Here is a 25,867-nt window from a genome sequence, read left to right as displayed (position 1 = left end):
TATAAAATGGAAGCTAGACAAGAGTACAAGATGTATGATTATGCAAAAAGACGAATAAAACAAAGAAGGTTACTTTTTTTTAATTTTGTTTTGTTTGTCTTGGGTGGAATTTTAATGTTCTGTATTAATAATTTTATTCAAGATCCCATAACAGTAAGCCAATGGTGGTTGTGGGTTTGCAGTATATGGGCAGTTGTTTTATTTATTCAGTTTGTAAATGTTTTTATTGTAGAGCGTTTCATGGGTAAGGCCTGGCAGGACAAAGAAATCGAGCGTTTGATTGATTTACAAAAAAAGAAAATAGAAGAATTGAGAAAGAAAGTCGAAAAAGACTTTCCTTTAGTGGACGTGAAAAGAGACCTAGCACAGCCTGAGTTACCTAAGGATCCTGGTAAGGTAGACCCACAACAAAATGTAGAATAAAGAGTCTTGAATGATTTAATTTTTTGAAAACAGATATTTAATGATTATATTAATAGCTGCAATGGGCCAAAATAGAGCTCTAGGTAAGGATAATAAGATGATATGGCATCTACCAGATGACTTTAAGCACTTTAAAACCTTAACCACCTCTCATTATATTATAATGGGTAGAAAGACCTTTGAGACTTTCCCTAGTCCTTTGCCAAATAGAGTGCATGTTATAATTACCCGCCAATTGGATTATGTGGCCCCACAAGGATGTATAGTAGTTCATTCCTTGGATCAAGCCCTACAGGTATGCCAAGGACAAAAGGATGTGTATGTAATAGGGGGAGCACAAATCTATGAACTTGCCTTGGAAATTGCCGATAAAATCGAATTAACAAAGATACATGAGGATTTTCAAGCCGATGCGTTTTTTCCTGAAATTGATCAAGGAAAATGGGATTTAATTAAGCAAGATTTTCATCCGAAAGATTCTAGGCATGCCTATGATTTTACATTTTTGACTTATATAAAGAAGTAGATTATGCGTTTTTTAGTTTCGTTTTTTTTATTGCTAACACCTCTTTGTTTTTGGGGACAGGACACAATAGTGACAAGGTTTTCTAATTCTGAAACCCTTGCAAAGGATCAGGTTTTCTTAGCCAAAGATATCTATGATAATACATATGTTAGAGAAAAAAACGTACTAAAAAAATTAAGTAAATATAATTCCAGTTTATATCAAAATCCAAGAATGGGGGATTTAACAATGGTAGATTTAACCCTTGCTTTGTCTCCTTTGGTTTTCTACAAACAAGAGCAAACTGTCTTTATACTTTCGCGAGAACTTGCTCAGGTAAATCAGATTGATTTTTCTGAGAAATTTCCCAATATGCAAGGAGAGTATGTGGCAAGTAGTAATGGTAGACGTATGTGGATTGTGGATCATCACGGTACTGGGGCTATTCGCCTTTATAATATATCTTCTTATGAAAGACATTTGGTATATACTCTACAGAGCACGGATAATAAGGATTATTACTCAACACTTACTCATTTTTTTTGGGTGGATAAAAACAATGTCCTTCACGGGATAAATACCCAGGGTAAGGTTGTTGTGAATTATCCTTTGCCCTTTACCTATGATAAGATGCAAATATTAGATTCTTCAAAATTATTTTATTTACATGAAAATAAGCTCTATTATGTTGATATTACGCGTGATAAGATTTACCCAATCCAATTAGCAGACAAATCCATTTTAGGCTTCTTTTATAACACCCAAAAATTAAGTATTTTTGTCGAAGAAAAATTGAACAATTACTTAATAAAATTACCATAATGCATATAGCAATTGCTGGAAATATAGGGGCTGGAAAAACTACATTAACTAAGTTATTGGCCGATCAATATAATTGGGAGCCTCATTATGAGGATGTAGTAGATAACCCGTATTTAGATGACTTTTACCATCAAATGGATCGTTGGTCATTTAATCTTCAAGTATATTTCTTAAATAGTCGTTTTCGTCAAGTTCTGCAAATCAGAGAGAGCGGAAAAAACATTATTCAAGACCGTACTATCTATGAGGATGCTCATATTTTTGCACCTAACCTTCATACAATGGGGTTGATGAGTGGACGCGATTATCAAAACTATGCCTCTTTGTTTGAGCTAATGCAAGGTTTGGTTGGTGCTCCGGATTTACTTATATACCTAAGGAGTTCAGTGCCGAATTTGATTAATCAAATTCGTATGCGTGGTCGAGAATATGAGAATTCTATATCTGCCGAATATTTAACTAGTTTAAATCAAAGGTATGAAGACTGGATAAAGGGGTATGATAAGGGAAAACTTTTAATTGTGGATGTAGATAATTTAGACTTTGTTGGTCAACCACAAGACTTTGAAGACATTAAAAATAAGATAGAAATCTTATTAGAAAAATAAAATAAAAGCCTTTTAGATTGTAACTAAAAGGTTTTTTTTATGGTCCTATATCTGCAAATCGCGGTTTTAAGGTGGTAATTAACCACTAGTGCGAGTTTTTGTTTTAGGTTAAAAATCTATAAAGTAGTCTTTTTTATAGTTTTGAAAGTTGAAATATCTAGTTTGTAGTTATTTTATAGAATTATATCCTGTATTTTTTAATCAATGCTCTGTTTGTAGCTGGATTCTGTATATTTGGTAGAGTTAAATAGTGTAGTGGTTTAGTATGGTTGAAACCATTTGATTAGTTTAGTACAGTATTAAAAATATATATAGTATAAAGCCACAAGGTGGTTGACATACTAGTTTTTATGTAATTTATCGATACTGGTTCATATTTACTACTATTAGAAAAAAAGATTGTTAAGTAAGTGATCTGGTCGGAAGTAATTCCGACCTTTCTGCTTTACTAGGCTCTTATAGTTGTTATTTGAAATTTTTTTTGTAATTCTATAAATAAGATTGATTTAAAAAGGTGTAGAAAGTTCTAAAATGTAAAAGTTTTAGAACTTTTGTAAGTTAAGATCTATTCTTGGGAGGTAGTTATTTCTTGAAATAATTGTTCTAAACTGCGATTTTTTATCTGAAGAGAAAGAGTTTTTAACCCTTGTTCTTGAGCAAAATCGTATACAAGTGGACGGTAATCCTGATCTTTAGGAAAGGCTAATTCCCATTGGTTATCGTGAATATGTGTAGCCTTAATTAAATTAGGGATTCTTTCAATAAATTGAATTTCTATTTTATAATCAAACTCGACAGCTATTAGTTGGTTGTCTTTATTGGTTAGAATTTGATCAAGCATTTGATCTGCTAAAATTCGTCCTTTATTCATAATAATTACGCGTTGACAAATAGCCTCGACCTCTTGCATGATATGAGTGGAGAGTAAAACTGTTTTATCCTTGCCTATTTGTTTGATTAATTCACGAATGAAAACTAGTTGGTTTGGATCTAATCCTGTGGTTGGTTCATCTAAAATTAACACAGCGGGATCGTGTAAAAGAGCCGTTGCAATTCCGACTCTTTGTCGAAAACCTTTGGATAATTCAGCTATTTTCTTTGTTTGTACTTGTTCTAAACCAGTTTGCGATATAACCTGAGCGATTCGTTGTTTACTTACCTTATAAATAGCAGCATTAAATTCTAAATATTCGATAACTCGCATATCTAGATATAAAGGATTATGCTCGGCAAGGTAACCAATAGAACTCCTTACTTGCAGACTGTTTGTTTGCACATTAAAGTCATTGACAAAAGCCGCTCCTTGATCCATTAGTGCGTAGGTGGTTAATATTTTCATCAAAGTAGATTTACCAGCACCATTTGGACCTAGAAAGCCAACAATTTGGCCCGTGGGTATATTAAAGCTTACGGAATCTAATGCTTTGTGATCTTTGTAGGACTTACTTACTTTTTGAACGCGAATTGACATAGAATAAATTTTAAACAAAAATAGTATTTTAAATCAAAACTAGGGGTAAAAGTGTATTATACTATACTTTGTTGCCGATTAGAAAAAATAAATAACCAATAAAACAAAATTAGTCTTGTGGTGCCTTTCCTATAAAGGGTAGGATAGACAAAACATAGATTACATACATAGATAAATTATTAAAATAAAAAAAACAGTCGATTATAAATTAGAAAATTGTATTTTGCCAGACTGTATAATTGCCAAACTATATTTATAAAAAATTATAATTACATTACGATGGAAAAAATGAATGTGGACACCCAATGGCTAAGTATTTTTCAAGGACAAAATCCTGCCATAATTGCAGGTCCTTGTAGTGCTGAGACGCCAGAACAGGTGATGAGAATTGCCAAGTCTTTACCAAAAGAAGTTAAAGTATTTAGAGCTGGTATTTGGAAGCCAAGAACACGTCCAGGTGGATTTGAAGGAGTGGGAGCAATAGGTCTAAAATGGTTACAGCAAGTAAAAAAAGAAACAGGTTTACTTTTAGCCACGGAGGTTGCAACAGCCGAGCATGTTCAACTTTGTTTACAGCATGATATAGATATTTTGTGGATAGGAGCTCGTACGGCAGTAAATCCGTTTGCTGTACAAGAAATTGCAGATGCTTTAAAAGGATCAGATAAAATCGTACTTTTGAAAAATCCTGTTAATCCAGATTTAGCTTTGTGGATGGGTGGATTAGAGCGTTTGTATGAGGCAGGTGTTAGAAAACTAGGAGTAATTCACAGAGGTTTTAGTACCTATGAAAAAACCAAATATAGAAATATTCCAGAATGGCAAATACCTATAGATTTAAAGCTACATTTGCCTAATATTCCTGTTTTTTGTGATCCATCGCATATTACAGGAAAAAGAGATCGTATCTTTGAGGTTTGTCAACAAGCTTTAGATTTAAACTTTGAAGGTTTAATGATTGAAACTCATTGTGATCCGGATAATGCTTGGAGTGATGCCGCGCAACAAGTTACCCCTGTGCAATTACAGGATATTATTAATAAATTAACGGTAAGAAATATTACCGATGAAACTGAAGAGTTTTTGCAAAAGATACAAAGTTACCGAATTCAAATCGATGATATGGATGGTAAATTATTAGATTTGTTACGTAACCGTATGGCTATTTCAGATTCTATTGGTAAATTGAAAAGAGAAAAGAACGTTGCGGTTTATCAACAAGGTAGATGGTCTGAAATGTTAGAAAAATTACAACACGAAGGTCAGCAATTAGGATTTACTAAAGAGTTTATCACTGATTTTTATACCGCTATTCACCAAGAGAGTATCCATAGGCAAGATAAGATTATAAATCAAAAAGAAAACTAAAAAGTATTAGAGCAATATATGAAAGGAATAGTTTACAAATCAACAGGTAGTTGGTATATCGTTAAAGGCGATGATGGAATTTTCTATGATTGTAGAATCAAGGGGAAATTTCGTTTAAAAGGTATTAAAAGTACTAATCCAATTGCAGTGGGAGACCACGTTGTTTTTGAACTAGAGAATACAAACGATCAAGTAACGGGTGTTATAAATGAAATTTTAGAGCGCAAAAATTACATTGTTCGAAAAAGTGTGAATCTATCCAAACAAGTTCATATTATTGCCTCTAATATTGATGTTGTGTTTTTAGTGGTTACCATTAATAATCCTGTAACAACAACAAGTTTTATCGATCGATTCTTAGTTACCGCCCAGGCCTATGGTATTAAGACAATTATAGTCTTTAATAAAATAGATACCTTTGATGAGGATACCTTAAACGAACAACTTTACTTACAATATATTTATTCTAGTATTGGATATGAGTGCTTAAGAGTTTCTGCTCAAAGTGGTAAAGGTTTAGATCAAATCAAGGAAAAAATGCAAGGAAAAGTATCGATGTTTTCTGGACATTCGGGAGTGGGTAAATCCACCCTTATCAATGCCATTGAACCGGGACTAAACTTAAAGACAGCTATTATCTCCGAGCAACATCAGCAAGGACAACATACCACGACTTTCGCTGAAATGTATGATCTGAGTTTTGATGCTCGAATTATTGATACACCAGGAATCCGTGGATTTGGAGTAGTAGATATGCAACCAAGTGAAGTTGGAGATTATTTTCCAGAGTTCTTTGCATTAAAACATCATTGTAAGTTTAATAATTGTCTGCATAAAGAGGAGCCTTATTGCGCGGTTAAAGATGCTTTGGATAAAGATGAATTATCTTGGTCTAGGTATAGGAGTTATATCCAAATCTTAGATGGAGAAGAAGAACATTATCGTACCGATATATATAAAGATGGGAAGAACCAAGACGAGTAGTCTTGGTTTTTTTTGTTTTCAGGCTGTTTTTAGTTATTAGATGACTTAAATTTCATATAATGGTATTTACCTTTACACGGCATTACGTAACTTTGTATATATTATAAAATCAAATTACTATGATAAGAGTTTTTTTATTTTTGTTGGTTGGTCTGTTTTCCATACATTGTGTAAATGCGCAAGATTTTATTGAAAAGGTTACCCCTTTAGAATTAGCCTCCAAGAAAAGTCAGGTATTTCCCGATGCAGATCTTGAGGTGTTAGATGAGCACCAAGAGGTATACTTTGATTTTAGTAATGTGGATCTAGAATTTAAAGTAGTTCAGATTGTGACAAAAAAAATAAAAATATACAAGGAATCCGGCGCTTCTCAGGCAAGTTTTGTTGTGGGATTCACTCGCAATAACTATATCCAAGAAAAGGTTAGTTTAGAATTTGCCAATATCTATGAACTAAAAGGTTCACAGATTCAAAAAAAACAGGTTGATTCTAGTTGGATTCTTAATCCTACTAACACTAAAGATTATAAGGAGGTTGGAATAGATTTTTCAAAGGTAAAGCCTGGAAGTATCATTGAATATAGTTATGTGAAAATTACAAATTACTTTGACGTATTACCTGTTTGGGAAATTCAAAGTCATATCCCCAAACTTAGATCCACTTTCTCCAGTACAATTCCGGAATATTATCATTATGAATTTGTAAACAATGGGTCTGTGAAGATTAGTCATAAACAAGAGAATGTGATAAGTAACTTCTCGCAAAGTCGTCAGTTTTTAGATAAAACCTCCGTGCCTTCTATTAAGACTACTTTACAGGCAAGTCAAATTCCGGCCTACCAAAATCAGCCTTACATAAATAATGCACAGAATTATTTGGCATATGTAAAAATGGATTTAATATGGGTACAATATCCTTATTCTAACAAGCAAGTTATCTTGGAGAGTAAACCTAAATTTTTAGAGTCTTTGGTTAAAAGCAAGTACTTTTTTGGGCAAATCCAGCAAGATAAATATTTCAATAAACAAATAAATAAAGCCGAGTATCTTGCTTTACCAGTAAAACAAAGAGCGCAAAAAGTATTAGAGCTGGTACAAAGTAAAGTAAAGTGGAACAAACAATATTCTGTTTTTTCTTCTCAAGGGGCTAAAACAGCTTTTAATAAAGGTACGGGAAGTTCGGCGGATATCAATTTTATTTTAATTAGTATGTTAAATTATGTAGATATCCCTGCCATGCCTGTATTAATTAGTACAACTGACAATGGGGTTAAAACCACTTGGCAAAGTATGTATTACAATAATACAATCGCAGTGGTGAATATAGATCAGCAATATTTTTTTGCTGATGCAAGTAGTGCGTTTTCTAGTCTTGGATTATTGCCTTTAGAGGATTTAAATGGCCAAGGGCAAGCTATTTCTAGCACAGGGGAGTTGATGCAATTCAATATGGTGCCCGAGTTTTTATCTACAGCCAAGGAGTCTTATCAAATGGAACTTCATGCAGATGGATCCATCCGTGGAGCTTTACTTGCATCGTATCAAGGATATTATTCAATGTGGTTTAACCAACTCTATCAGCAAATAGGAACTTTTGGTTATAGTCAAAGATTTACCCAAGATCATTATGGAATGCGACTTAGTGAGATTGATATTACAAATTTAAATAATGCCTCGAATAATGTACGTGTGGTTGCTAAGGTATTTAAAGACAGCGGGGTTTTAAATTTTAATAATAAGCTTTTTGTTAATCCTTATGATTGGTTTAGTGAGAAGATTAATCCTTTTACAGCCACCCAACGATTTGGGGATATTAGTTTTGAGTTTCCAAGTAGTCAAGTTTACAATGTATCGTTTACCATTCCTAAAGGGTATAAGGTTTCACAAACTCCCAAACAAATCCAGCTTGAAGATTCCCAGATTCAAATGCAACTTACATCAAATATTACAGTCAAGCAAAACAGTGTAGAGGTACAGCTTGTTTTTGTAAGACAACAGGCGCAAATCGCTAAAGTACAGTATGATAGGGTACAAGGTTTCTTTGAAAAAATGCAAGAAGAATTACAGCAGTTTATCATTTTTGAACCCAGTAAATAACTCTCTTTGAACACCTTTTACTAAAGGTGTTCTTTTTTTTTAGTAAGTTAAATTTAAAGATGCCAATTGTTTGACTAAAACATTTAGATAGGCCATAAAGTTTTTTTAAGTTTGTATGGATACATAATTACATACAAAAAATATAAATTGAGAACAGTTATTCAAAGAGTAAAGAGCGCCAATGTAATGGTGGACCAAAAAGTTGTTGGTCAAATTAACCAAGGTTTACTTGTCTTAGTAGGGTTTGAGCAGCAAGATACTAAACAAGATATGCAGTGGTTGAGTAATAAAATTGTTAACCTTCGTATTTTTGCAGATCAACAAGGTGTAATGAATCAAAGTATACTAGATCTGGGTGGAGATATTCTACTTGTGAGTCAGTTTACTTTACATGCAATGACTAAAAAAGGAAATAGACCATCTTATATTATGGCTGCAAAGCCAGAGGTAGCTCATCAGATGTATAACGAGTTTATTGAAATTCTACAAGGAAGCTTATCTAAAGACATACAAACCGGGATTTTTGGAGCCGACATGCAGGTTAGTTTAGTAAATGATGGACCGGTTACAATTTGGATAGATACAAAAAATAAACAATGATAAATCAAATAGCCAAATACGGTATATTTACTTTAATATACTTGATTTTAAACTGGTTTATTTCAGATGAGATAGCTTGTGCACTACAAGGAAATGCATCCTGTTTGTTTGCATTTTTTAGTAAATACATTGTGTTTATGATTTTAATGATCATCTACGATAAATGGATAAAGAAAAAAATAATTAGCAATAGTAAAAAATAATATATGAATATTCAAGATGCACAATTAGCCGTAGATAATTGGATTAAACAACACGGAGTTCGTTATTTTAATGAATTAACTAATATGGCTCAGTTAACCGAAGAGGTAGGGGAGGTAGCTCGTATCATTGCAAGAAGGTATGGCGAACAATCTGAAAAACCTAGTGATAAAGATAAGGATCTTGGTGAGGAGTTGGCCGATGTTGTGTTTGTAGTTCTTTGTTTAGCTAATCAAACAGGCGTAAATTTACAAGAGGCCTTTGATAAAAAGCTTGATTTTAAAACTAAAAGAGATCATCAAAGACATCATGATAATCAAAAACTGAAATAAGAAGGATTAACCAACCCAAAAAATATATTTAGTGAATATTAAGTTATCCCCAAGTCAGCTTTTAAGCCAACAAGAGCTAACTATCTCTGGAAGTAAATCCGAGAGTAACCGTTTATTAATTCTGCAGGAACTTTTTCCTGGTTTAACTATTTTGAATCTCAGTGATTCTGATGATGTAAAGGCGATGCAAAGTGCTCTTGGTAGTACACAAGCTACTCTTGATATTCATCATGCAGGAACGACAATGCGATTTTTAACCGCATATTATTCTTTATGCACTACAAAACAGCTTGTTTTAACAGGCTCATCTAGAATGCAAGAAAGACCAATAGGTATTTTGGTGGATGCATTAAGACAACTAAAGGCCGATATAAGTTATGTTAATCAACCAGGATATCCGCCCTTGCGCATTAACGGACAACTAAGTAAAGGGGGGAGGATTTGTCTACCTGCCAATATAAGTAGTCAATATATAACAGCCCTATTATTAATAGGAACAAAGTTACCAAATGGTATAGAGTTGGAGCTTATCGGGGAAATTACCTCCTTGCCATATATTCAGATGACATTATCCTTGTTAAAGGAATTACAAGTGGATTGTTATTTTAAAGACAATGTAATTGTGGTTAAGCCTTTACAACAGAGTCCGGAGAAAACCTTTACTGTTGAATCAGATTGGTCTTCTGCTTCCTATTTTTATTCTATAGTGGCTTTAAGTAAACCGGGCTTTAGTCTAACTTTAAAAAGTTATAAAAAAGATAGTTTACAAGGAGATAGCCATGTGGCTAGTATCTACGAAAAGCTTGGGGTTTCTACTTGCTTTAATCCGGATTATAGTATTGTTTTAACAAAGACTCATGATGATTTGCAGGCTTTAGAGCTGGATTTAATTCAAACCCCGGATTTGGCTCAAACCATTGCAGTGACTTGTTATGGTTTAGGTGTTAAATGTGTTTTAACGGGTTTACATACCTTGAAGATTAAAGAAACCGATCGCTTAGTAGCCCTATATAATGAATTAAGTAAGTTAGGGGCCCAAGTTCAGATTACCCCTAATAGTCTTATTTTAGAACAACATCAAGGTGAATTAGTTGGCAATGTGGCAATTCATACTTACCAAGATCACCGTATGGCTATGGCCTTTGCTCCCTTGGGTTTAAAGGTTCCTATAATAATTAATCAAGCAGAGGTGGTGAGTAAGAGTTTTGTTAATTTTTGGGATTTACTCCAGTTAATTGGTTTTCAGATTACTATAGAATAGCCGGTTAATGGAAATATTTCGTTAAATACTTGACAAGGCCTATTGTTAGGTTGTATATTTGTAAATTCTTTGAAAATAGGAAGTCTTTGTTTAATTAATATTAAAATCGTATTCAATGAAGTTATCAAACTTTAATTTTGATTTGCCGGAAGAATTACTGGCTGAGTTCCCTGCGGAAAATAGAGATGAGTCTCGTTTAATGGTAGTGGATCGTGCAAAGGGAAGTATAGAACATAAATTATTTAAAGACTTAATCGATTATTTCGACGAAGGAGATGTGATGGTATTAAACAATACTAAAGTATTTCCTGCACGTTTATATGGTAATAAAGAAAAAACCGGTGCAAGAATTGAAGTTTTCTTATTAAGAGAATTAAATGCAGAACAGCGTTTATGGGATGTACTTGTGGATCCAGCTCGTAAGATTCGTATTGGTAATAAATTATATTTCGGTGAAGATGATTCTTTAGTTGCAGAGGTGATTGATAATACCACATCAAGAGGTAGAACATTGCGATTTTTGTATGATGGTTCATATGAAGAGTTCCGCTTTAAATTACAAGAGTTAGGAGAGACGCCAATTCCAAAATATATCAATCGTGAGGTGGTACCTGAGGATGCGGACCGTTACCAAACAATTTACGCAACCCAAGAGGGAGCGGTAGCAGCTCCAACTGCAGGATTACACTTCTCCAAGCATTTAATGAAACGCTTGGAAATAAAAGGTGTTAAATTCGCGGAGGTAACTTTGCACATAGGTCTTGGAACTTTTAATCCAGTTGAGGTAGAGGATTTATCTAAACATAAAATGGATTCAGAGGAAATGTTTGTAGATCAAAAAGCTTGTGATATTGTAAATACAGCCAAAGCAAACAAACAGCGTGTTTGCGCCATAGGTACAACTTCCATGCGCGCTTTAGAAAGCTCCGTTTCTTCAAATCAAACATTAAACCCTTTTGTAGGGTGGACAAATAAATTTATTTTCCCTCCTTATGACTTTAGTATAGCCAATTGTATGGTAACTAACTTTCATATGCCTAAGAGCACATTGTTGATGATGATTTCTGCATTTTGTGGTCATGATTTAATGATGCAGGCCTATGATGAAGCTGTCAAAGAAGGATATAAGTTTTATTCCTATGGTGATGCGATGTTGATTATCTAATACAACAAAAAGATAGTAATATAACACCTATTAAAAGTAAATAGCTTTTAATAGGTGTTTTTTATTGGCCTAATTCTTATCTGCTGGCTTTTTAAAAGAGTAATTTTATCTTGATTAAATGATTTAGGATTAGATTTTAGCAATGAAGTAAGTATTATGGATAATTTTCAATTCCAACTTTTTTTCATCAGTGCGTTTGATTGCTTCCAGTGGATTTAAGTTTCTTTAAAAAGGGATTGGATTTTATTGTAAGAGTCTCTAAGGTATATTTCCAAAAAAATACCTATCACGTAATACAAGAAAGCTTTGATAGCTTATGCTAGTTGCATTAAACAAAATGTTTGTAAATAGCCCCATAAAATACCTTGTTTAGTTTGATTTTTTGTATTGTTCCTAGAAAACTTCACTTTTTCTTTCTTGCCTTTTTTGTTTATCAAATCAACTCTAGCGAATTTTTAACTATATTAGCTATAGTCCAATTACGTATTATATGAGTGATTTAAATGAATTATATAAAACCTCACAGAGGTTTGCCAATACACAAAAAATGCCTGTTTTATTTCTTGGACATGGAAGCCCTATGAATGCGATAGAGGAAAATCAATTTGTAGCAAGCTTTAAGAAATTGGCTATAACTTTACCAAAACCCAATGCAATACTTTGTATTTCGGCGCATTGGTTTACCAAGGGGACAAAGGTTACAGCAATGGAAATGCCTAGAACCATACATGATTTTGGAGGATTTCCTCAAGAATTATTTGACGTACAATACCCAGCTGCTGGGAATCCGATTCTAGCAAAAGAAACAAAAGATTTATTGTTACCAGAGTTCGTAGAATTAGATCATAAATGGGGATTAGATCATGGCGCTTGGAGTGTTATTAAACACTTGTATCCAAAAGCGGATATTCCAGTTATACAATTGAGTATTGACTATACTAAAACGGCAGAGTTTCACTACAAGCTTGCACAAAAATTAAACTCATTGCGATACAAAGGAGTTTTAATCATTGGAAGTGGAAATATTATTCATAACTTAAACTTAGTGGATTTTGCAAATTTTGATATAGATAATTATGGCTATGATTGGGCTATCGAAGCTAAATCTACTATAAATGAGCATTTATTAAATGGAAATCACTCGGCTTTAATAAATTATCACAAGCAATCAAAAGCAGTTCAATTAGCCGTGCCAACACCCGAGCATTATTTACCTTTGATTTATACATTAGGATTAAAACAAGACAATGAAAATATTAGTTTATTCAATGATAAATTGGTTGCTGGAAGTTTGAGTATGACTAGTGTCAAGATATCGTAACTTTAATTATTTATATGCGTTTATTTTACTAAAGGCTTGTCGATTATATTTTAAAAACACATATTTCGATAGCAAATCCAGTGGTTTTTGTTTTTCTACCATTTTTATCGCAAGAACAAAGAGTTGTTTTTTTTTAATACCAATAGTCTAAAATTAACGATGTGAAAAAGTGTACTACAGTGATTTTAAAAAATGGATTAAGGCCTAAAACTGCATAGATACTTTAACGACTGATTTGTTATGGTTTAAAACTACTAGTTACTTATTTATTAATAAGAAGTTATTTTCAAGGATTTAATGCTAAAATGATTATCTGTAAATCTTACCCAAGTAAAGTGTTTTATTGTATAAAAAACAAATAAATCATATCTTGTATTGGGTTAATTAGTATATTGTTTAAGTTGTTGCGTTTTTTTAAACGTAAGCAAAAAAAACGTAAATTTACCTTATACCAATTTATTGAAGATATGCTATTTGAAAATACTTTAGACTTTGCTAGATCTTTAGACAAACAAGATCCTTTAGCCTCTTACAAGGAGGAATTTAATTTCCCTTTAGTTAACCAAAAAAAGGTTATTTATTTCACTGGAAACTCCTTAGGCTTACAACCCAAAAAAGCTGTGGATTATGTTAATGAAGTAATGAAAGACTGGGCTGAATTGGCTGTGGAAGGACATTTTTATGCCGATAAGCCGTGGTGGGATTATCACGAGAGATTTTGCGAGCCATTAAGTCATATTGTTGGGGCTAAAGCCTCGGAGATTACTGTGATGAATACCTTGACTGTTAATTTACATTTGTTAATGGCTTCTTTTTATAAGCCCAATAGCAAGAGGTTTAAAATTCTATGTGAAGAGAAGGCTTTTCCTAGTGATCAATACCTTATTCAAAGTCAAATTCGCTTGCATGGATTAGATCCTAAAGATGTTTTAATACAAGTAAAAAGAAGAGATTCTGAGCATAATTTTAGAACACAAGATATTTTAGATCAGATTCAAGAACATGGTTCTGAGTTAGCCTTGGTACTTATGGGAGGTATTAACTATTATACTGGGCAAGTTTTAGATATGCAGGCCATTAGTGCTAAAGCAAAGCAAGTGGGTAGTATTGTTGGCTGGGACTTAGCTCATGCTGCTGGGAATGTTAAGTTGGATTTGCATAAATGGGATGTGGATTTTGCGGCTTGGTGCAGTTATAAATACATGAATGCTGGACCTGGCAGTGCATCGGGTTGCTTTATTCATGAAAAACATCATCAAAATAAAGATTTAGTTCGTCTAGCAGGTTGGTGGGGACATAATAAAGAGCGCAGATTTTTAATGGAACCAGATTTTGATCCTATTGCCGATGCTAATGGGTGGCAAATAAGTAACCCATCTATATTGAGTTTAGCACCTTATTTGGCTTCTGTTGAAATGTTTGCTGAGGTGACCATGCAGAGTCTTTTTATTAAAAGAGATATGATTACTGCTTATTTGGAGTTTGTTATAAAGGATATAGCCAATCAAACAATGGCAGATTACGAGATTATTACCCCTGAGGATCCCAAACAAAGAGGTAGCCAGTTATCGATTCTATTACATGGAAAAGGTAGAGAACTATTTACATACTTAATGAAACAAGGTGTTATTGTGGATTGGCGAGAACCAAATGTGGTAAGACTAGCACCAGTTCCTTTATATACTTCTTACGAGGATATTTATAATTTTGGACAGATTCTTAAACAAGCAGGTAGTTTAATGTAATTGAAAAATCTTGCCTAGGATTAAATTATAATTATACATTTGCAAAATATAAATAAGATTTCGTATGTCGAGTAAACAAGATATAATAAATACTTTTGACCCTTCACAACCCGGGTTAGCTGAAGCAACTATATATGGATTGCCTTTTAGTGCTGAACAAAGTGATATTATTATTCTACCTGTGCCTTGGGAGGTAACGGTAAGTTATGGTGCTGGGGCTTCTTTGGGACCCGATGCAGTTTTACAAGCCTCTTATCAAGTAGATTTATTGCATCAAAAATATCCAGAATTATGGAAGCTGGGGATTTATATGGACCAGGCTCCAGAGCAGTGGATGCAAAACAGTGAAAAATACAAAGCATTAGCTAAACCTATTATAGAGGTTTTAGAAAATGGGGAAAATATTCAAGATTACCCAAGCTTAGCTGAAGATCTTAAACAAATAAATCAAGCTTGTGATTTATTGAATCAACAAGTAGAGCAAAAAGTTACCCAATGGCTTGAAAAGGGTAAGAAAGTTGTTTTATTAGGAGGTGATCACAGTACTCCTTTAGGGTATTACAAAGCTTTGGCTAAGAAATATTCTGATTTTGGAATTTTACATTTCGATGCACACATGGATTTAAGAGAAGCCTATGAAGGTTTTACCTATTCACATGCTTCGATAATGTATAATACTTTAAAGCAAATACCACAGGTTAGTTCTATTGTTCAAGTTGGAATTCGCGATTTCTGTGAATCGGAAGTAAAAACGGTCCAAGATTCTAATCAACGTGTTTTAGTTCATACCGATAGTGATTTAAAACAAGATGAATTTGAAGGAGTTACATGGAAACAAAAATGCCAACAAATTATTGACTCTTTACCTGAAAAAGTGGTAATTAGTTTTGATATCGATGGCTTATTACCTTGGTATTGTCCAAACACAGGAACCCCAGTTCCAGGAGGTTTAAGCTTTGAACAAGCCACCTATATGATTTCTTTACTTGCACAAAGTGGTAAGGTAATAATAGGTATGGATTTAGTAGAAGTTGCACCCTCAGAGCAACAAGAGGATGATTGGGATGGAAATGTAGGAGCAAGATTGTTATTTCATATGTGCGGAGCTATGGCCGAGTCACAAAAAATGGCAGTAGGGCAAAGCATCGTTTTTCAAAAATAATTAGTTTAAAGATATTCAAAAAACAGAAGTCCTAGATTGCTAGGACTTCTGTTTTTTAAAATTAAAATAATCGTTGTAATACTCTGTTACAGCGAATCAATTAAAAAATTTAATAAGTAGCCCAAATTATCTTTAACCATGGGTTAGAAAACAAACATTTAGATCTGTAAAAGGTATTTTACAGGTAAAAATTAATTAAGTATGAGCTCAAGTATAGCAGTTGTTGGAAGCGGATTAGTTGGTGTTGTTTTAGCTATTAGTCTAAAACAAAAAGGATTTGATGTAGTGGTTTATGATAAAAGTAAAGATATCCGTGATATCGATTTTAAAGGTAGATCAATTAATTTAGCCCTTTCTGATCGCGGTTGGAAGATTTTACGTAAACTAGGGATAGAGCAGGAAATTCGCCAAATAGGTATACCAATGTCACAAAGAGCAATTCACATGAGTGATTGTTCAGTAAAGTTTCAACCATATGGGATTAATGGTGATTCTATTTGGGCATTATCAAGGGGCGAATTAAACAAAAAACTAATTGATATAGCTTGTAAACAAGGTGTTAAGTTTTGCTTTCAAACCCCTGTTTGGGATGTAGATTTGGAAAAGGGAATCATCTATACGGCACCGGATGAAAAACAGGCCTATACTGGTATTCAGCACAAGGCTATATTTGGCGCGGATGGGGCTTACTCAAGGGTAAGGGCTCGAATGCAAAGACAAAGTTTATTTGAATATCAACAATCCTATCTACCTCTAGGTTATAAAGAACTCGTTATACAACCAAATGATGATTCAACACATCGGTTAGACCCCAATAGCTTTCATATTTGGCCAAGAAAGGATTTTATGTTAATTGCTCTGGCAAATACAGATGGGTCTTTTACTTGCACTTTATTTATGGCCTATAAAGGGACTATATCTTTTGATAGTATTAAAGAGGATCAGCAAATTCAAAGTTTTTTTCATACGTATTTTCCTGATGTAATTCAATTAATACCTGAATACAAAAAAATGTATAAGAACAATCCGGTTAACTCCTTGGTCACAACAAAATGTTTTCCTTGGATTCATAAAGGAAAAGTTGCTCTTATTGGAGATGCCGCTCATGCAGTTGTTCCTTTTTATGGACAGGGCTTAAACGCAGGTTTAGAGGATGTTTTTGTTTTAAGTGAAATATTGGAAGAAAACAATTTAGAGAATTGGGAACAAGTTTTTCTACAATATCAAGAGTCGCGAAAAATTAATGCAGATGCAATAGCAGAACTTTCTTATCGAAATTTTCAAGAAATGAGTGAACACACTGCCGATGATAATTTTTTACTTAGAAAAAAAATAGAGGCAGATTTTGCAAAAAATTACCCCGAGCTTTGGCTTCCCTTATACGATATGGTAACCTTTAGCGACCACACGTATTTAAGTGCACTTGAACTAGGTAATAAGCAAAAGCATATTATGGATCAGATAATGAGCTTGGATAAGCTAGATGAATTATATGAATCCAAGAAGGTGTTTGAAGAAATTAAAATACTTATCCAAAAAAGTAATTAAATAGCTTGTAGTAGTAGACTAACTCGTTAGAAAATAAGGATTATTTAAACTAGTAAAGATATTAGTTTAAATAATCCTTATTTTTTTATAAACAAAACAAGCGCCTAATGGGCTTTATGTCTTTTGGGGGTAAATTTACCTTGTAATATAAGTTATTTACTAGCTAAAAAACACGGTGATATTAAATTACTGTCAACAATCAGCAAGAGTAACTGTTCATTGGAATAAGTTGGTAAATTGCGCCCTGAAAAATACACCATTAAAGATTCGTTGAATTCTATGGATTAGGTTCTCTTTGGTAATATATAAGATGTTAATGTTTTCAAACAAAATTAGATTGTGTTTTTTATATTGTTATAAAGCTTACCAGATAGGTAGGATTAAAGCAAGAGAACGGTTAGATAATAAAATGGATGCTCTTTTTTTGTTCTTTTTAAGATTTTTGAGTACCAATAATCAATAAAAATTAGCAGGATTGGGAGTTAATTCAGGGAAATAACTATAAAAATGAGCAAAAAAAAACAGCATTAATAAATAAAAATATAGCGCTTTTTTGATTGATGTGATTTTTTAGTATTTTTAAGGTTTTATTTGAGATAATTTTAAGTTTTTTTGCTAAAAAGGTTTTGTCATTAAAAGGAATGTGTTTTTAAGCTGTTTAACTGTTTGTTTATCAAGAGGTGTTTTAGACCAGATATTGTCGCGAATTAAACAAGAGAATTGTTGTGTGATGTGTAAAAAAATAAAAAATATTTTTTTTTATTAAAAATTAGCCTCAATTTGCGGTGCTAAAAAAACAGAAATACACAGTAAATCAACTTTAGGTTTATTCAGGTTTGTATGAATTATTTGATGTTAAAGTAAAAAATACAAATTCATGATCGTTTTTAATATAATATTGTATTTAATACAATAGGTAAATGTTAAAATTGAAAGTTGTGTAAAAAAGATAGTGGTTTAATTGCATTAGACTTATTATCTTTACCGGTGGTTAACAAATAATTTAGTTACATAGATATTAAAAAGTGTAAATCTTACCTGGTGAGTAACAAAAATTAAAAATTACATTTTTAATTTTTTTATTTCAGGTAAAAACATAAATTTGCGACTCTCATCGGTTGTAAATGAGAAAAAAAGAAAAATAAGTAATAATTGAAAAAAAGAATTAAATTTTAAAAAGATGACAAACGTATCAAACGAATCAGTTGAGAAAAAAAGTTCTAGTTCAGGAGCAAGTAGAGTAATTGCATCATTAGCAGTAGTTTTTTGTATTGTTTTTGGAATTCTAGTTTTTAAATTTGTAATGGGTAGCCCAACAAACTTTCAAAACGGAGATCCAGAAGGACATCCACTACCAGGTAACATTTTAGGTTTATTCTATAAAGGGGGACCAGTTGTTGCTATATTAATCGGGTTACTGACTATGACAGTTGTTTTCTCTATCGAGAGATTTTTCGTAATCAGCAAAGCTGCAGGAAAAGGAAATATTGGAAAATTTGTTGCTGATGTTCAAGCTGATATCAACGCTGGAAGAATCAAAGAAGCAATGGATGCTTGTGACGCTCAACAAGGTTCAGTAGCAAACGTAATCAAAGCAGGTTTGATTAAGTACGAAGAAATGAAAAGAGAAGGGTTCTCTAGTGAAGAAGCTACAGAAGCTATTCAAAAAGAGATCGAAGAGGCTACTACATTAGAAATGCCAATGTTAGAAAGAAATATGATTGTATTGGCTACTTTAGTATCTATTGGTACGTTAGTGGGATTATTAGGAACAGTAACAGGGATGATTAAAGCGTTCTCGGCTTTAGCTACATCAGGTACTCCAGATTCAGCTGCTTTAGCAACTGGTATTTCTGAGGCGTTAATCTGTACTGCAACTGGTATTGGTACATCTACTTTAGCTATTGTTATGTATAACTCATTTACTACTAAAATTGATAGATTAACTTATTCAATTGACGAAGCTGGTTTTGCTATTACTCAATCTTACAGAAGATTTAAAGGATTAGTAAAATAATTTTGAAAAAGGAATAAAGTATTAATGTCCAAAGAAGCTCATAAGTGGACTTTGGAGGATTAAATAAAACTATCAATGGCAAAAGGTAAAATGAAAAAGAAGAATATGTCAGTAGATATGACCGCGATGTGTGACGTGTCATTCTTACTACTTACCTTCTTCGTATTAACTTCTACAGCGAAACTTCCGGAGCCATTACCTGTTGATACACCAAGTTCTACTGTTCAAACAAAATTACCAGAGAGTAATTTAGCTACAGTAACCCTAGGTGAAGAGAAGGTTTTCTTTGGAGTTTTAGGAAAAGAGGATCGTATTGCTACCTTAGAAGAAATGGGTAAAATTTACGATATAGAATTTAATGATCAAGAGAAGCAAGCTTTTTCATATTTAGAGGGATTTGGAGTTCCAATGAAGGATTTGAAAAGCTTCTTAAACCTGCCTGCAGACGTTAGAAATAAAACTTCTGCTGATCAAGTGGGTATCCCTACTGACTCGGTAGATAATCAATTGAAAAATTGGTTAAGAAGTGCACGTGTTGCAGCTAAGGAAAAAAATAATTTAGTTCTTAATGTTGCCATTAAAGGTGACGCAGAGGAAAGTTACCCGCAAGTTAAACATGTGATTGACATCCTTCAAGATCAAAGAATTAATAAATTCTTCTTAGTTACTGGACTTAGAAATGAGGATTTTTAATCATTAAAAAAACTGTAAATGGCTGAATTAAATACAGGTGGTAATGGTAAGGATAAAAAAGTAAGAAGTAAGAAGCAAAACGCCGGAGTGGATTTAACCGCGATGGTTGACTTAGCGTTCTTATTAATTACATTCTTTATGTTAACCACATCTATGAATAAGCCCCAGTCCATGAACTTAGCTATGCCGGATAAGGCTGATGCTAATAAGGAAGAGGACAAAACCAAAGTAGATGAGAATCGTACATTAACGATTTTACTTGGGGCTGATAATAATATAAAATGGTACATGGGAATGCCTCATGAGCCAATAGAAGGACCAAAAGATACTTCTTACGGAAAAGCTGGTATTCGCGAAGTTTTACTTGAAAAAGAAAAACAAGCCAAGGCTTATTCGCAAGATGACGAAAAAGGTCTGATTGTTATTATTCGTGCGAGCAAGAATGCTAACTACCGAAATTTAGTTGACATCCTAGATGAGATGGCAATTACTGGAGTTAAGTCATATGCTATAGTGGATATAACAGATACAGATATGGAGTTCTTAGGTGAAGAAAATTAGTTAACGTCCTAACGGAAAAACAAGAAATTATGTCAAAATTAAATATCTTTAATAAGGATTGGATTGATATTGTCTTCGAAGGTCGTAACAAATCTTACGGAGCTTATGAATTAAGATCTACAAACCCAAAGGTTACAACTTATGCACTTATCATCGGTATGGTTGTATTTGGATTGGCTTTAGCCTCTCCAATGCTAATCGATGTTGCAAAAGGAACTTTTGGTGTAAAAAAGGTGAAAGAGTATGATGAAGTGATTGAAATCATGGATATCGAACTACCACCGCCAGTTGAGGAATTACCTCCACCACCACCAGTTGAGGAGTTACCACCGCCACCGCCACCAGCGGTTAAAAACGTAAACGATACAAAGAAGTTTACCGAGCCGGAAGTAACTAAGAAAGAGGAGGTAGTTGAAGAGATTGCTAAACAAGAGGATTTCTCTGAAGATGTAGAACCAGGTGCAAAAGATGCAGAAGGGGATAAAGATAAAGGAGAAATCAAAACAGGTGAAGCTACCGGAGACAAAGACAAAGGAGATGATGAACCTGATTACACAAACACAGTTTTTGATGCTGTACAAGTTCAAGCTGCATATCCAGGTGGTATGGGAGCTTTCAACAAACAGTTCATTAGCCGTTTTAGAACACCAGATATCGATTCAGGAACAAAACAAATCCGTGTGATTGTTCAGTTTATTGTTGAGATTGATGGGTCTTTAACAGAAATTAAAGTTCTACGTGACCCAGGTTACGGTGTAGGAAAAGAAGCGGTACGTGTTTTAAGCGGTCTTCCTAAGTGGGCTCCAGCTCAGCAAAATGGAAGAAACGTTCGTTCTCGTTTTACATTACCAATTACAATTCGCGTACAATAATTATATAGTATGTTAAGTAATAAATTTAAACAGAAATCGCCATTACAGCGATTTCTGTTTGTTTTTGGCTTATTGTTCTTTGTCCTTTATTTAGGTCTAGGAATCATGTTTATTGTTTGGAAAAATATGCCAATCGATATGGATTATAACGTTAGGGTTCTTTTTGGAGGACTATTAATAGTTTATGGAATATTCCGTTTTTATCGTTTATGGAATAAGCAAGACAGCGAAAAAGATGCATAATAAAAGCTTCACTAACAGTGAAGCTTTTTTTTTTGGTGTTTTTTAATCAGACGTTGTAAAAAATGGCCTTGATAATTTAATAATACTTGAATTATCCTTATCTTTATGCAATAGGCTTTTTAAAGTAATAAGCTATTAATTTGGTTACAATGAATAAAAGAATTAAAAAAGTAGCTTTTTACGCTATTTTTGGTTTTGCAGTACTAGGTTTTTTTGTACAGTGTAAAAAGAACACGGACAAATTAGAAAATCAGCAACAGACTCAAGTTGATTACAACGCCATAGAGCAGACCCCTGTAAGTGGTCGTATTACCTTACTTGTAGAAGAGAGTGTTTTTCCTATTGTAGAGGATGTAACAACCGTCTTTGAACATGAGTATGATCGTGCAAAAGTGGATTTGCAGGCAAAGAGTGAACAGGAAATTTTACAATTAATCGTTAATGATTCCTTGCGTGTTGCTGTGTTACCTCGTATGTTAAGTGATAAAGAGTTAGAGTATTTTAGCGGCAGGGTTACCCCTAAACAGACACACTTTGCGACAGATGCAATTGTTTTTGTGGTAAATAAAGATTATCCAGATTCAATTGTGGATTATGAAAAAATCATTAATAATTTAAAGGCCACACAAAGCATTGGTGATAATAAGGTAACTGATTTTAAGTCTATTGAGCAAAAAGAACCAATTTTAATTTTCGATAATTACTATTCTTCGGTTTCTAAGTCTTTTAGGGAGCTAACAGGAAATACTGATTTCCCAAAGGATTACGCTTACTTTTTGCCAAGTACCCAAGAGGTTATTAATTACGTTAATAAATCACCAAACGCTATTGGTGTAATTGGGTTAAATTGGTTAACTCAACCTAGTGCTGATATTAAGGCACAATTAGATAATATAAAAGTTCTAGGGGTTAAAAACCCTAAAGACGGGAAATACTATAAAGCATCGCAAAATAATATTGCCACCAAAGACTACCCACTAACAAGAGATTTGTATGTGATAGATGTGCAGGGTAGAAACGGGTTAGGCCTTGGTTTTGCGTCGTACATTGCAGGTTATAAAGGTCAGCGTATTGTTTTAAAAAGTGGCTTGGTACCATTTATGACTCCAACCAGAGAACTGCAGGTACGAAAAGAATTGTAATCTTTTTAAATCTACCATATTATGAATGTAAAAAAAAATCTTTTATTCAGTAGTCTAGCAGTGCTTTTATCAGGAGTTAGTCCTATTTTAGCTCAAGATTTGTCTCAAGCTATCGATAAATTGGATAAGCTAGAATTAAATAGTGCAAAGCAAATCCTTAGGAAGCTACTTGTAGAAGACCCTAATCAAGGAGCTGCTTATTACTACCTAGGAGATGTTTATTTACAACAAGACAAGGTAGATTCGGCCCGCATTACATTTAATCAAGGTCTGGCTGTAAAAGACAATGGTTATTTGAATTACATTGGACTTGGGCAAATTGACCTTTTACAAGGTAATAATCAAGGGGCGACTTTAAATTTTGCTAAAGCTCAAAGTAAGATAAAGCGACGTGATTATGATCAAAAACTTCTAATAGCCAATGCTTATCTTCACGCGCAACCAGCAGATTTGGTTATGGCTCGTAGTATTGCTCAGGAAGTACTACAAGACGATATGCAGAACTCTAAGGCTTATATGATTTTAGCCGATGCGGATTTAGCTCAAGGTGATGCCCAACAAGCATATGCTAATTATCGTCAAGCTTCTTTAATGCAAAGTGATAATCAAGTTGCAAAGTTGGCCTTGGCTCTTATTTTACAAAAATCAGGTGGGTATGAATCCTCTGTGCAGCAAATTCAGGAGATTATTTCCGCAGATCCAAGTTATCTTCAAGCTTATAAGGCCCTAGGGGATAGTTATTACGCTTGGTCTTTGGCAGATAAGTCGCAAAGTACCAAGTTGCAGGAAAATGCCCAAAAAGCTTATTTAAATTACCTGGATAAAACAGGTGATGATTTTCAAAGTGAATTGGACTATGCAAAATTCCTTTTAGAAATTAATGACCTGGATAAGGCTACTTTGTTTGTTGAGAATTTAAAGAGAAAGTATCCGAATGAGCAAGATGTAAATCAGATTTTAGCCTACGCTTATTATAATAACAAGCAGTATGGTCCTGCGAGTTTAGCATTTGAAAAGATTTTGGCTAACTCTAAAACTGCTTCCGCACAACTTTATTTTGATCTTGCTAGTAGTTATGTGTTGAATCCGCAAGCTAGTGAAAGTGAACTAAGTAAAGCAAAGCAGTATTATCAACAGGCTTTAAAGATGGATGTTTCTTTAAGTAGTTCTTTTAATGCTATTGGAGTGGAGCTTTTAAGAGCTAAGAAATATGATGCAGCCATAGATATATTTCAAGTAGCTATACAAGATAAGCAAGGTGTTAATTACCCTGCAGATTTGTATTATATAGGTTATTGCTCTTATTTAGCAGCTGAGCAAGCCCAGGAACAAAACCAATTGGATTTGGTTAACCAGGCTAATGAATATTTTGATAAGTGTTTAGCTACTGGTAAATATTTAGTGGAGGCTAATTTTTATAAGGCTAGAGTAAATCGATTGGTTTCTTCTGAAGACCAACAGTATTATGACCTGGTTTTTCAAAGTTATGATGCTTTTGTAAATCAAATGAAGAAATCTACCCAAGAATTAGATTCTACAGACACACAAAGATTAATTGAGGCTTATAATTGGTTGGGATCCTATTACGCTAACCAAGGTGAGAACTTCAAGGCCAAGGAGTGTTTTAATATAACCCTTAGTATGGATCAAAACAATAGTTATGCCCTAAGTACTTTAAGAGCCTTAGACGGCATGTAAGAGTTTTGTGATATTACTTGAAAACAAAAAAACCTATTTAACTTAGTAAGTGTAATAGGTTTTTTTTGTTTTTATTAAAGAATTTAAGTTGTAATAAAGCGTATCTTTGCACTCTTAAGATTTAATACAAATGTTGGAAAAACAAGCAAATTTGGCATTAGAACAAGGAAAAATTTTACCCCTTATGGAGGAGTTTTACACCATTCAAGGGGAAGGATTTTATACCGGATCAGCAGCTTATTTTATTCGATTAGGCGGTTGTGATGTTGGCTGTCATTGGTGTGATGTGAAAGAGAGTTGGGATCCAAAACTACATCCTTTAACCAAAGTAGAAGATATAGTTAACAATGCAAAACAAACAGGACCTTTAGCTGTGATTACAGGAGGGGAACCGTTGATGTATAATTTAGATTACTTAACCCAAGAGTTGAAAAAAGTCGGTATGCAAACCAACATAGAAACCTCGGGTGCTTATGAATTAAGTGGAGATTTTGATTGGATTTGTTTATCTCCTAAAAAAGCCAAGCTTCCCACCCAAAGTGTCTATGATGCGGCTAATGAATTAAAGGTAATTATTTATAATAAACACGATTTTGTTTTTGCCGAGCAGCAAGCCTCTAAAGTAAATAAAAATGCGTTGTTATTATTACAAGTAGAGTGGAGTAAAAGGGACCAAATGGGACCATTGGTGGTTGAGTATGTAAAGAATAATCCCAAATGGAGAATTTCTGTACAAACACATAAGTATCTTGATATTCCTTAGTTTACAATACATAAAAAAAGCAGAACTTTTACAGTCCTGCTTTTTTTATAGAGATAATGTCACGTCCTGAAATAACGATACACAAAAAACAATCGTTATGACAAATCCTTATGTAAAGCGTACTCAGAAAGATTATACGTTAAGTTTCAAGCTCCAGGTTGTTCAAGAAATAGAACAAGGGCAGTTAAGTTTAGCTCAAGCTAAAACTAAATATGGTATTCAAGGCGACCAAACAGTTAAAAATTGGTTGAAAAAATTTGGTAACT

The 25,867-nt window shown here is 33.5% G+C and carries 26 protein-coding genes; 25 read left to right on the top strand and 1 reads right to left on the bottom strand.

What is annotated here, in order from left to right; translation table 11 throughout:
• Window positions 1–6: 6 nt before the first annotated feature.
• From ACYSNV_RS00130 to ACYSNV_RS00115, 4 genes are read left to right on the top strand one after another with little or no spacing between them, the layout of a single operon-like run.
• Window positions 7–423 (top strand): 2TM domain-containing protein, encoded by a 417-nt coding sequence (locus ACYSNV_RS00130; protein WP_461760544.1) that lies wholly within the window; start codon window positions 7–9, stop codon window positions 421–423.
• A gap of 40 nt (window positions 424–463) precedes the next feature.
• Window positions 464–949, top strand: a complete 486-nt coding sequence (locus ACYSNV_RS00125; RefSeq protein ID WP_461760543.1) for a dihydrofolate reductase — start codon at window positions 464–466, stop codon at window positions 947–949.
• Window positions 950–952: 3 nt separating this feature from the next.
• A complete protein-coding gene (locus tag ACYSNV_RS00120) occupies window positions 953–1,750 on the top strand; it encodes a hypothetical protein (RefSeq protein WP_461760542.1) in 798 nt (265 codons plus the stop codon).
• Complete coding sequence (locus ACYSNV_RS00115; protein WP_461760541.1) at window positions 1,750–2,358, top strand: deoxynucleoside kinase; 609 nt, start codon at window positions 1,750–1,752, stop codon at window positions 2,356–2,358. The genes ACYSNV_RS00120 and ACYSNV_RS00115 overlap by 1 nt, the downstream gene beginning before the upstream one ends.
• A 565-nt stretch (window positions 2,359–2,923) precedes the next feature.
• Here the strand turns inward: ACYSNV_RS00115 and gldA are convergent.
• Complete coding sequence (gene gldA, locus ACYSNV_RS00110) at window positions 2,924–3,829, bottom strand: gliding motility-associated ABC transporter ATP-binding subunit GldA (protein ID WP_461760540.1); 906 nt, start codon at window positions 3,827–3,829, stop codon at window positions 2,924–2,926.
• Between the two features lie 279 nt (window positions 3,830–4,108).
• Between gldA and ACYSNV_RS00105 the strand changes: the two genes are divergently transcribed.
• The 21 genes from ACYSNV_RS00105 to ACYSNV_RS00005 all read left to right on the top strand — a co-directional run.
• On the top strand, window positions 4,109–5,197 hold the full coding sequence (locus ACYSNV_RS00105) for a chorismate mutase (protein ID WP_461760539.1): 1,089 nt from the start codon (window positions 4,109–4,111) through the stop codon (window positions 5,195–5,197).
• Between the two features lie 18 nt (window positions 5,198–5,215).
• The gene (gene rsgA, locus ACYSNV_RS00100) at window positions 5,216–6,181 is read left to right on the top strand and encodes a ribosome small subunit-dependent GTPase A (protein WP_461760538.1); all 966 of its coding nucleotides are present in this window, start codon (window positions 5,216–5,218) and stop codon (window positions 6,179–6,181) included.
• Window positions 6,182–6,300: 119 nt separating this feature from the next.
• Window positions 6,301–8,277: a DUF3857 domain-containing protein gene (locus tag ACYSNV_RS00095; protein ID WP_461760537.1), complete on the top strand. Its 1,977-nt coding sequence runs from the start codon at window positions 6,301–6,303 to the stop codon at window positions 8,275–8,277.
• Window positions 8,278–8,424: 147 nt separating this feature from the next.
• A complete protein-coding gene (gene dtd / locus ACYSNV_RS00090; protein WP_461760536.1) occupies window positions 8,425–8,877 on the top strand; it encodes a D-aminoacyl-tRNA deacylase in 453 nt (150 codons plus the stop codon).
• Complete coding sequence (locus tag ACYSNV_RS00085; RefSeq protein WP_461760535.1) at window positions 8,874–9,080, top strand: hypothetical protein; 207 nt, start codon at window positions 8,874–8,876, stop codon at window positions 9,078–9,080. The genes dtd and ACYSNV_RS00085 overlap by 4 nt, the downstream gene beginning before the upstream one ends.
• A gap of 3 nt (window positions 9,081–9,083) precedes the next feature.
• Complete coding sequence (locus tag ACYSNV_RS00080) at window positions 9,084–9,410, top strand: nucleotide pyrophosphohydrolase (RefSeq protein ID WP_461760534.1); 327 nt, start codon at window positions 9,084–9,086, stop codon at window positions 9,408–9,410.
• Between the two features lie 31 nt (window positions 9,411–9,441).
• Window positions 9,442–10,671, top strand: coding sequence for a 3-phosphoshikimate 1-carboxyvinyltransferase (locus tag ACYSNV_RS00075; RefSeq protein WP_461760533.1), 1,230 nt, complete (start codon window positions 9,442–9,444; stop codon window positions 10,669–10,671).
• Window positions 10,672–10,786: 115 nt separating this feature from the next.
• Window positions 10,787–11,836 (top strand): tRNA preQ1(34) S-adenosylmethionine ribosyltransferase-isomerase QueA, encoded by a 1,050-nt coding sequence (queA, locus tag ACYSNV_RS00070; RefSeq protein ID WP_461760532.1) that lies wholly within the window; start codon window positions 10,787–10,789, stop codon window positions 11,834–11,836.
• Between the two features lie 490 nt (window positions 11,837–12,326).
• On the top strand, window positions 12,327–13,157 hold the full coding sequence (ygiD, locus tag ACYSNV_RS00065) for a 4,5-DOPA-extradiol-dioxygenase (RefSeq protein WP_461760531.1): 831 nt from the start codon (window positions 12,327–12,329) through the stop codon (window positions 13,155–13,157).
• 467 nt (window positions 13,158–13,624) lie between these two features.
• Window positions 13,625–14,902: a kynureninase gene (gene kynU, locus ACYSNV_RS00060; RefSeq protein WP_461760530.1), complete on the top strand. Its 1,278-nt coding sequence runs from the start codon at window positions 13,625–13,627 to the stop codon at window positions 14,900–14,902.
• Window positions 14,903–14,966: 64 nt separating this feature from the next.
• Entirely contained in the window at window positions 14,967–16,064 is a 1,098-nt protein-coding gene (locus ACYSNV_RS00055; protein ID WP_461760529.1) for an agmatinase family protein, read from the top strand.
• Window positions 16,065–16,265: 201 nt separating this feature from the next.
• On the top strand, window positions 16,266–17,612 hold the full coding sequence (locus ACYSNV_RS00050; RefSeq protein ID WP_461760528.1) for an FAD-dependent oxidoreductase: 1,347 nt from the start codon (window positions 16,266–16,268) through the stop codon (window positions 17,610–17,612).
• 1,180 nt (window positions 17,613–18,792) lie between these two features.
• On the top strand, window positions 18,793–19,629 hold the full coding sequence (locus ACYSNV_RS00045; protein ID WP_461760527.1) for a MotA/TolQ/ExbB proton channel family protein: 837 nt from the start codon (window positions 18,793–18,795) through the stop codon (window positions 19,627–19,629).
• A gap of 75 nt (window positions 19,630–19,704) precedes the next feature.
• On the top strand, window positions 19,705–20,322 hold the full coding sequence (locus ACYSNV_RS00040) for a biopolymer transporter ExbD (protein WP_461760526.1): 618 nt from the start codon (window positions 19,705–19,707) through the stop codon (window positions 20,320–20,322).
• 18 nt (window positions 20,323–20,340) lie between these two features.
• Entirely contained in the window at window positions 20,341–20,883 is a 543-nt protein-coding gene (locus tag ACYSNV_RS00035; RefSeq protein ID WP_461760525.1) for an ExbD/TolR family protein, read from the top strand.
• Window positions 20,884–20,912: 29 nt separating this feature from the next.
• Window positions 20,913–21,755 carry an energy transducer TonB gene (locus ACYSNV_RS00030; RefSeq protein WP_461760524.1) on the top strand — a complete coding sequence of 281 codons (843 nt, stop codon included), beginning with the start codon at window positions 20,913–20,915 and terminating at the stop codon, window positions 21,753–21,755.
• Between the two features lie 9 nt (window positions 21,756–21,764).
• On the top strand, window positions 21,765–21,998 hold the full coding sequence (locus tag ACYSNV_RS00025) for a hypothetical protein (protein WP_461760523.1): 234 nt from the start codon (window positions 21,765–21,767) through the stop codon (window positions 21,996–21,998).
• 149 nt (window positions 21,999–22,147) lie between these two features.
• Window positions 22,148–23,140 carry a PstS family phosphate ABC transporter substrate-binding protein gene (locus tag ACYSNV_RS00020; RefSeq protein ID WP_461760522.1) on the top strand — a complete coding sequence of 331 codons (993 nt, stop codon included), beginning with the start codon at window positions 22,148–22,150 and terminating at the stop codon, window positions 23,138–23,140.
• Between the two features lie 21 nt (window positions 23,141–23,161).
• On the top strand, window positions 23,162–24,838 hold the full coding sequence (locus ACYSNV_RS00015; protein WP_461760521.1) for a tetratricopeptide repeat protein: 1,677 nt from the start codon (window positions 23,162–23,164) through the stop codon (window positions 24,836–24,838).
• A 130-nt stretch (window positions 24,839–24,968) separates the two neighbouring features.
• A complete protein-coding gene (locus ACYSNV_RS00010; RefSeq protein ID WP_461760520.1) occupies window positions 24,969–25,601 on the top strand; it encodes a 7-carboxy-7-deazaguanine synthase QueE in 633 nt (210 codons plus the stop codon).
• 97 nt (window positions 25,602–25,698) lie between these two features.
• A partial coding sequence (locus tag ACYSNV_RS00005; RefSeq protein WP_461761064.1) for a transposase occupies window positions 25,699–25,867 on the top strand: 169 nt, incomplete at its 3' end.

Source organism: Myroides sp. LJL119, from assembly GCF_054871605.1.
Note: the sequence above shows the minus strand (reverse complement) of the source record. Positions and strands in the feature narration are given on the sequence as shown.

Bases quoted from the DNA above. Each gene is read 5' to 3' on its own strand.
- ACYSNV_RS00130 (WP_461760544.1), top strand. From the start codon at position 7: ATGGAAGCTAGACAAGAGTACAAGATGTATGATTATGCAAAAAGACGA.
- ACYSNV_RS00125 (WP_461760543.1), top strand. From the start codon at position 464: ATGATTATATTAATAGCTGCAATGGGCCAAAATAGAGCTCTAGGTAAG.
- ACYSNV_RS00120 (WP_461760542.1), top strand. From the start codon at position 953: ATGCGTTTTTTAGTTTCGTTTTTTTTATTGCTAACACCTCTTTGTTTT.
- ACYSNV_RS00115 (WP_461760541.1), top strand. From the start codon at position 1,750: ATGCATATAGCAATTGCTGGAAATATAGGGGCTGGAAAAACTACATTA.
- gldA (WP_461760540.1), bottom strand. From the start codon at position 3,829: ATGTCAATTCGCGTTCAAAAAGTAAGTAAGTCCTACAAAGATCACAAA.
- ACYSNV_RS00105 (WP_461760539.1), top strand. From the start codon at position 4,109: ATGGAAAAAATGAATGTGGACACCCAATGGCTAAGTATTTTTCAAGGA.
- rsgA (WP_461760538.1), top strand. From the start codon at position 5,216: ATGAAAGGAATAGTTTACAAATCAACAGGTAGTTGGTATATCGTTAAA.
- ACYSNV_RS00095 (WP_461760537.1), top strand. From the start codon at position 6,301: ATGATAAGAGTTTTTTTATTTTTGTTGGTTGGTCTGTTTTCCATACAT.
- ACYSNV_RS00085 (WP_461760535.1), top strand. From the start codon at position 8,874: ATGATAAATCAAATAGCCAAATACGGTATATTTACTTTAATATACTTG.
- ACYSNV_RS00080 (WP_461760534.1), top strand. From the start codon at position 9,084: ATGAATATTCAAGATGCACAATTAGCCGTAGATAATTGGATTAAACAA.
- queA (WP_461760532.1), top strand. From the start codon at position 10,787: ATGAAGTTATCAAACTTTAATTTTGATTTGCCGGAAGAATTACTGGCT.
- ygiD (WP_461760531.1), top strand. From the start codon at position 12,327: ATGAGTGATTTAAATGAATTATATAAAACCTCACAGAGGTTTGCCAAT.
- kynU (WP_461760530.1), top strand. From the start codon at position 13,625: ATGCTATTTGAAAATACTTTAGACTTTGCTAGATCTTTAGACAAACAA.
- ACYSNV_RS00055 (WP_461760529.1), top strand. From the start codon at position 14,967: ATGTCGAGTAAACAAGATATAATAAATACTTTTGACCCTTCACAACCC.
- ACYSNV_RS00050 (WP_461760528.1), top strand. From the start codon at position 16,266: ATGAGCTCAAGTATAGCAGTTGTTGGAAGCGGATTAGTTGGTGTTGTT.
- ACYSNV_RS00045 (WP_461760527.1), top strand. From the start codon at position 18,793: ATGACAAACGTATCAAACGAATCAGTTGAGAAAAAAAGTTCTAGTTCA.
- ACYSNV_RS00040 (WP_461760526.1), top strand. From the start codon at position 19,705: ATGGCAAAAGGTAAAATGAAAAAGAAGAATATGTCAGTAGATATGACC.
- ACYSNV_RS00035 (WP_461760525.1), top strand. From the start codon at position 20,341: ATGGCTGAATTAAATACAGGTGGTAATGGTAAGGATAAAAAAGTAAGA.
- ACYSNV_RS00030 (WP_461760524.1), top strand. From the start codon at position 20,913: ATGTCAAAATTAAATATCTTTAATAAGGATTGGATTGATATTGTCTTC.
- ACYSNV_RS00025 (WP_461760523.1), top strand. From the start codon at position 21,765: ATGTTAAGTAATAAATTTAAACAGAAATCGCCATTACAGCGATTTCTG.
- ACYSNV_RS00020 (WP_461760522.1), top strand. From the start codon at position 22,148: ATGAATAAAAGAATTAAAAAAGTAGCTTTTTACGCTATTTTTGGTTTT.
- ACYSNV_RS00015 (WP_461760521.1), top strand. From the start codon at position 23,162: ATGAATGTAAAAAAAAATCTTTTATTCAGTAGTCTAGCAGTGCTTTTA.
- ACYSNV_RS00010 (WP_461760520.1), top strand. From the start codon at position 24,969: ATGTTGGAAAAACAAGCAAATTTGGCATTAGAACAAGGAAAAATTTTA.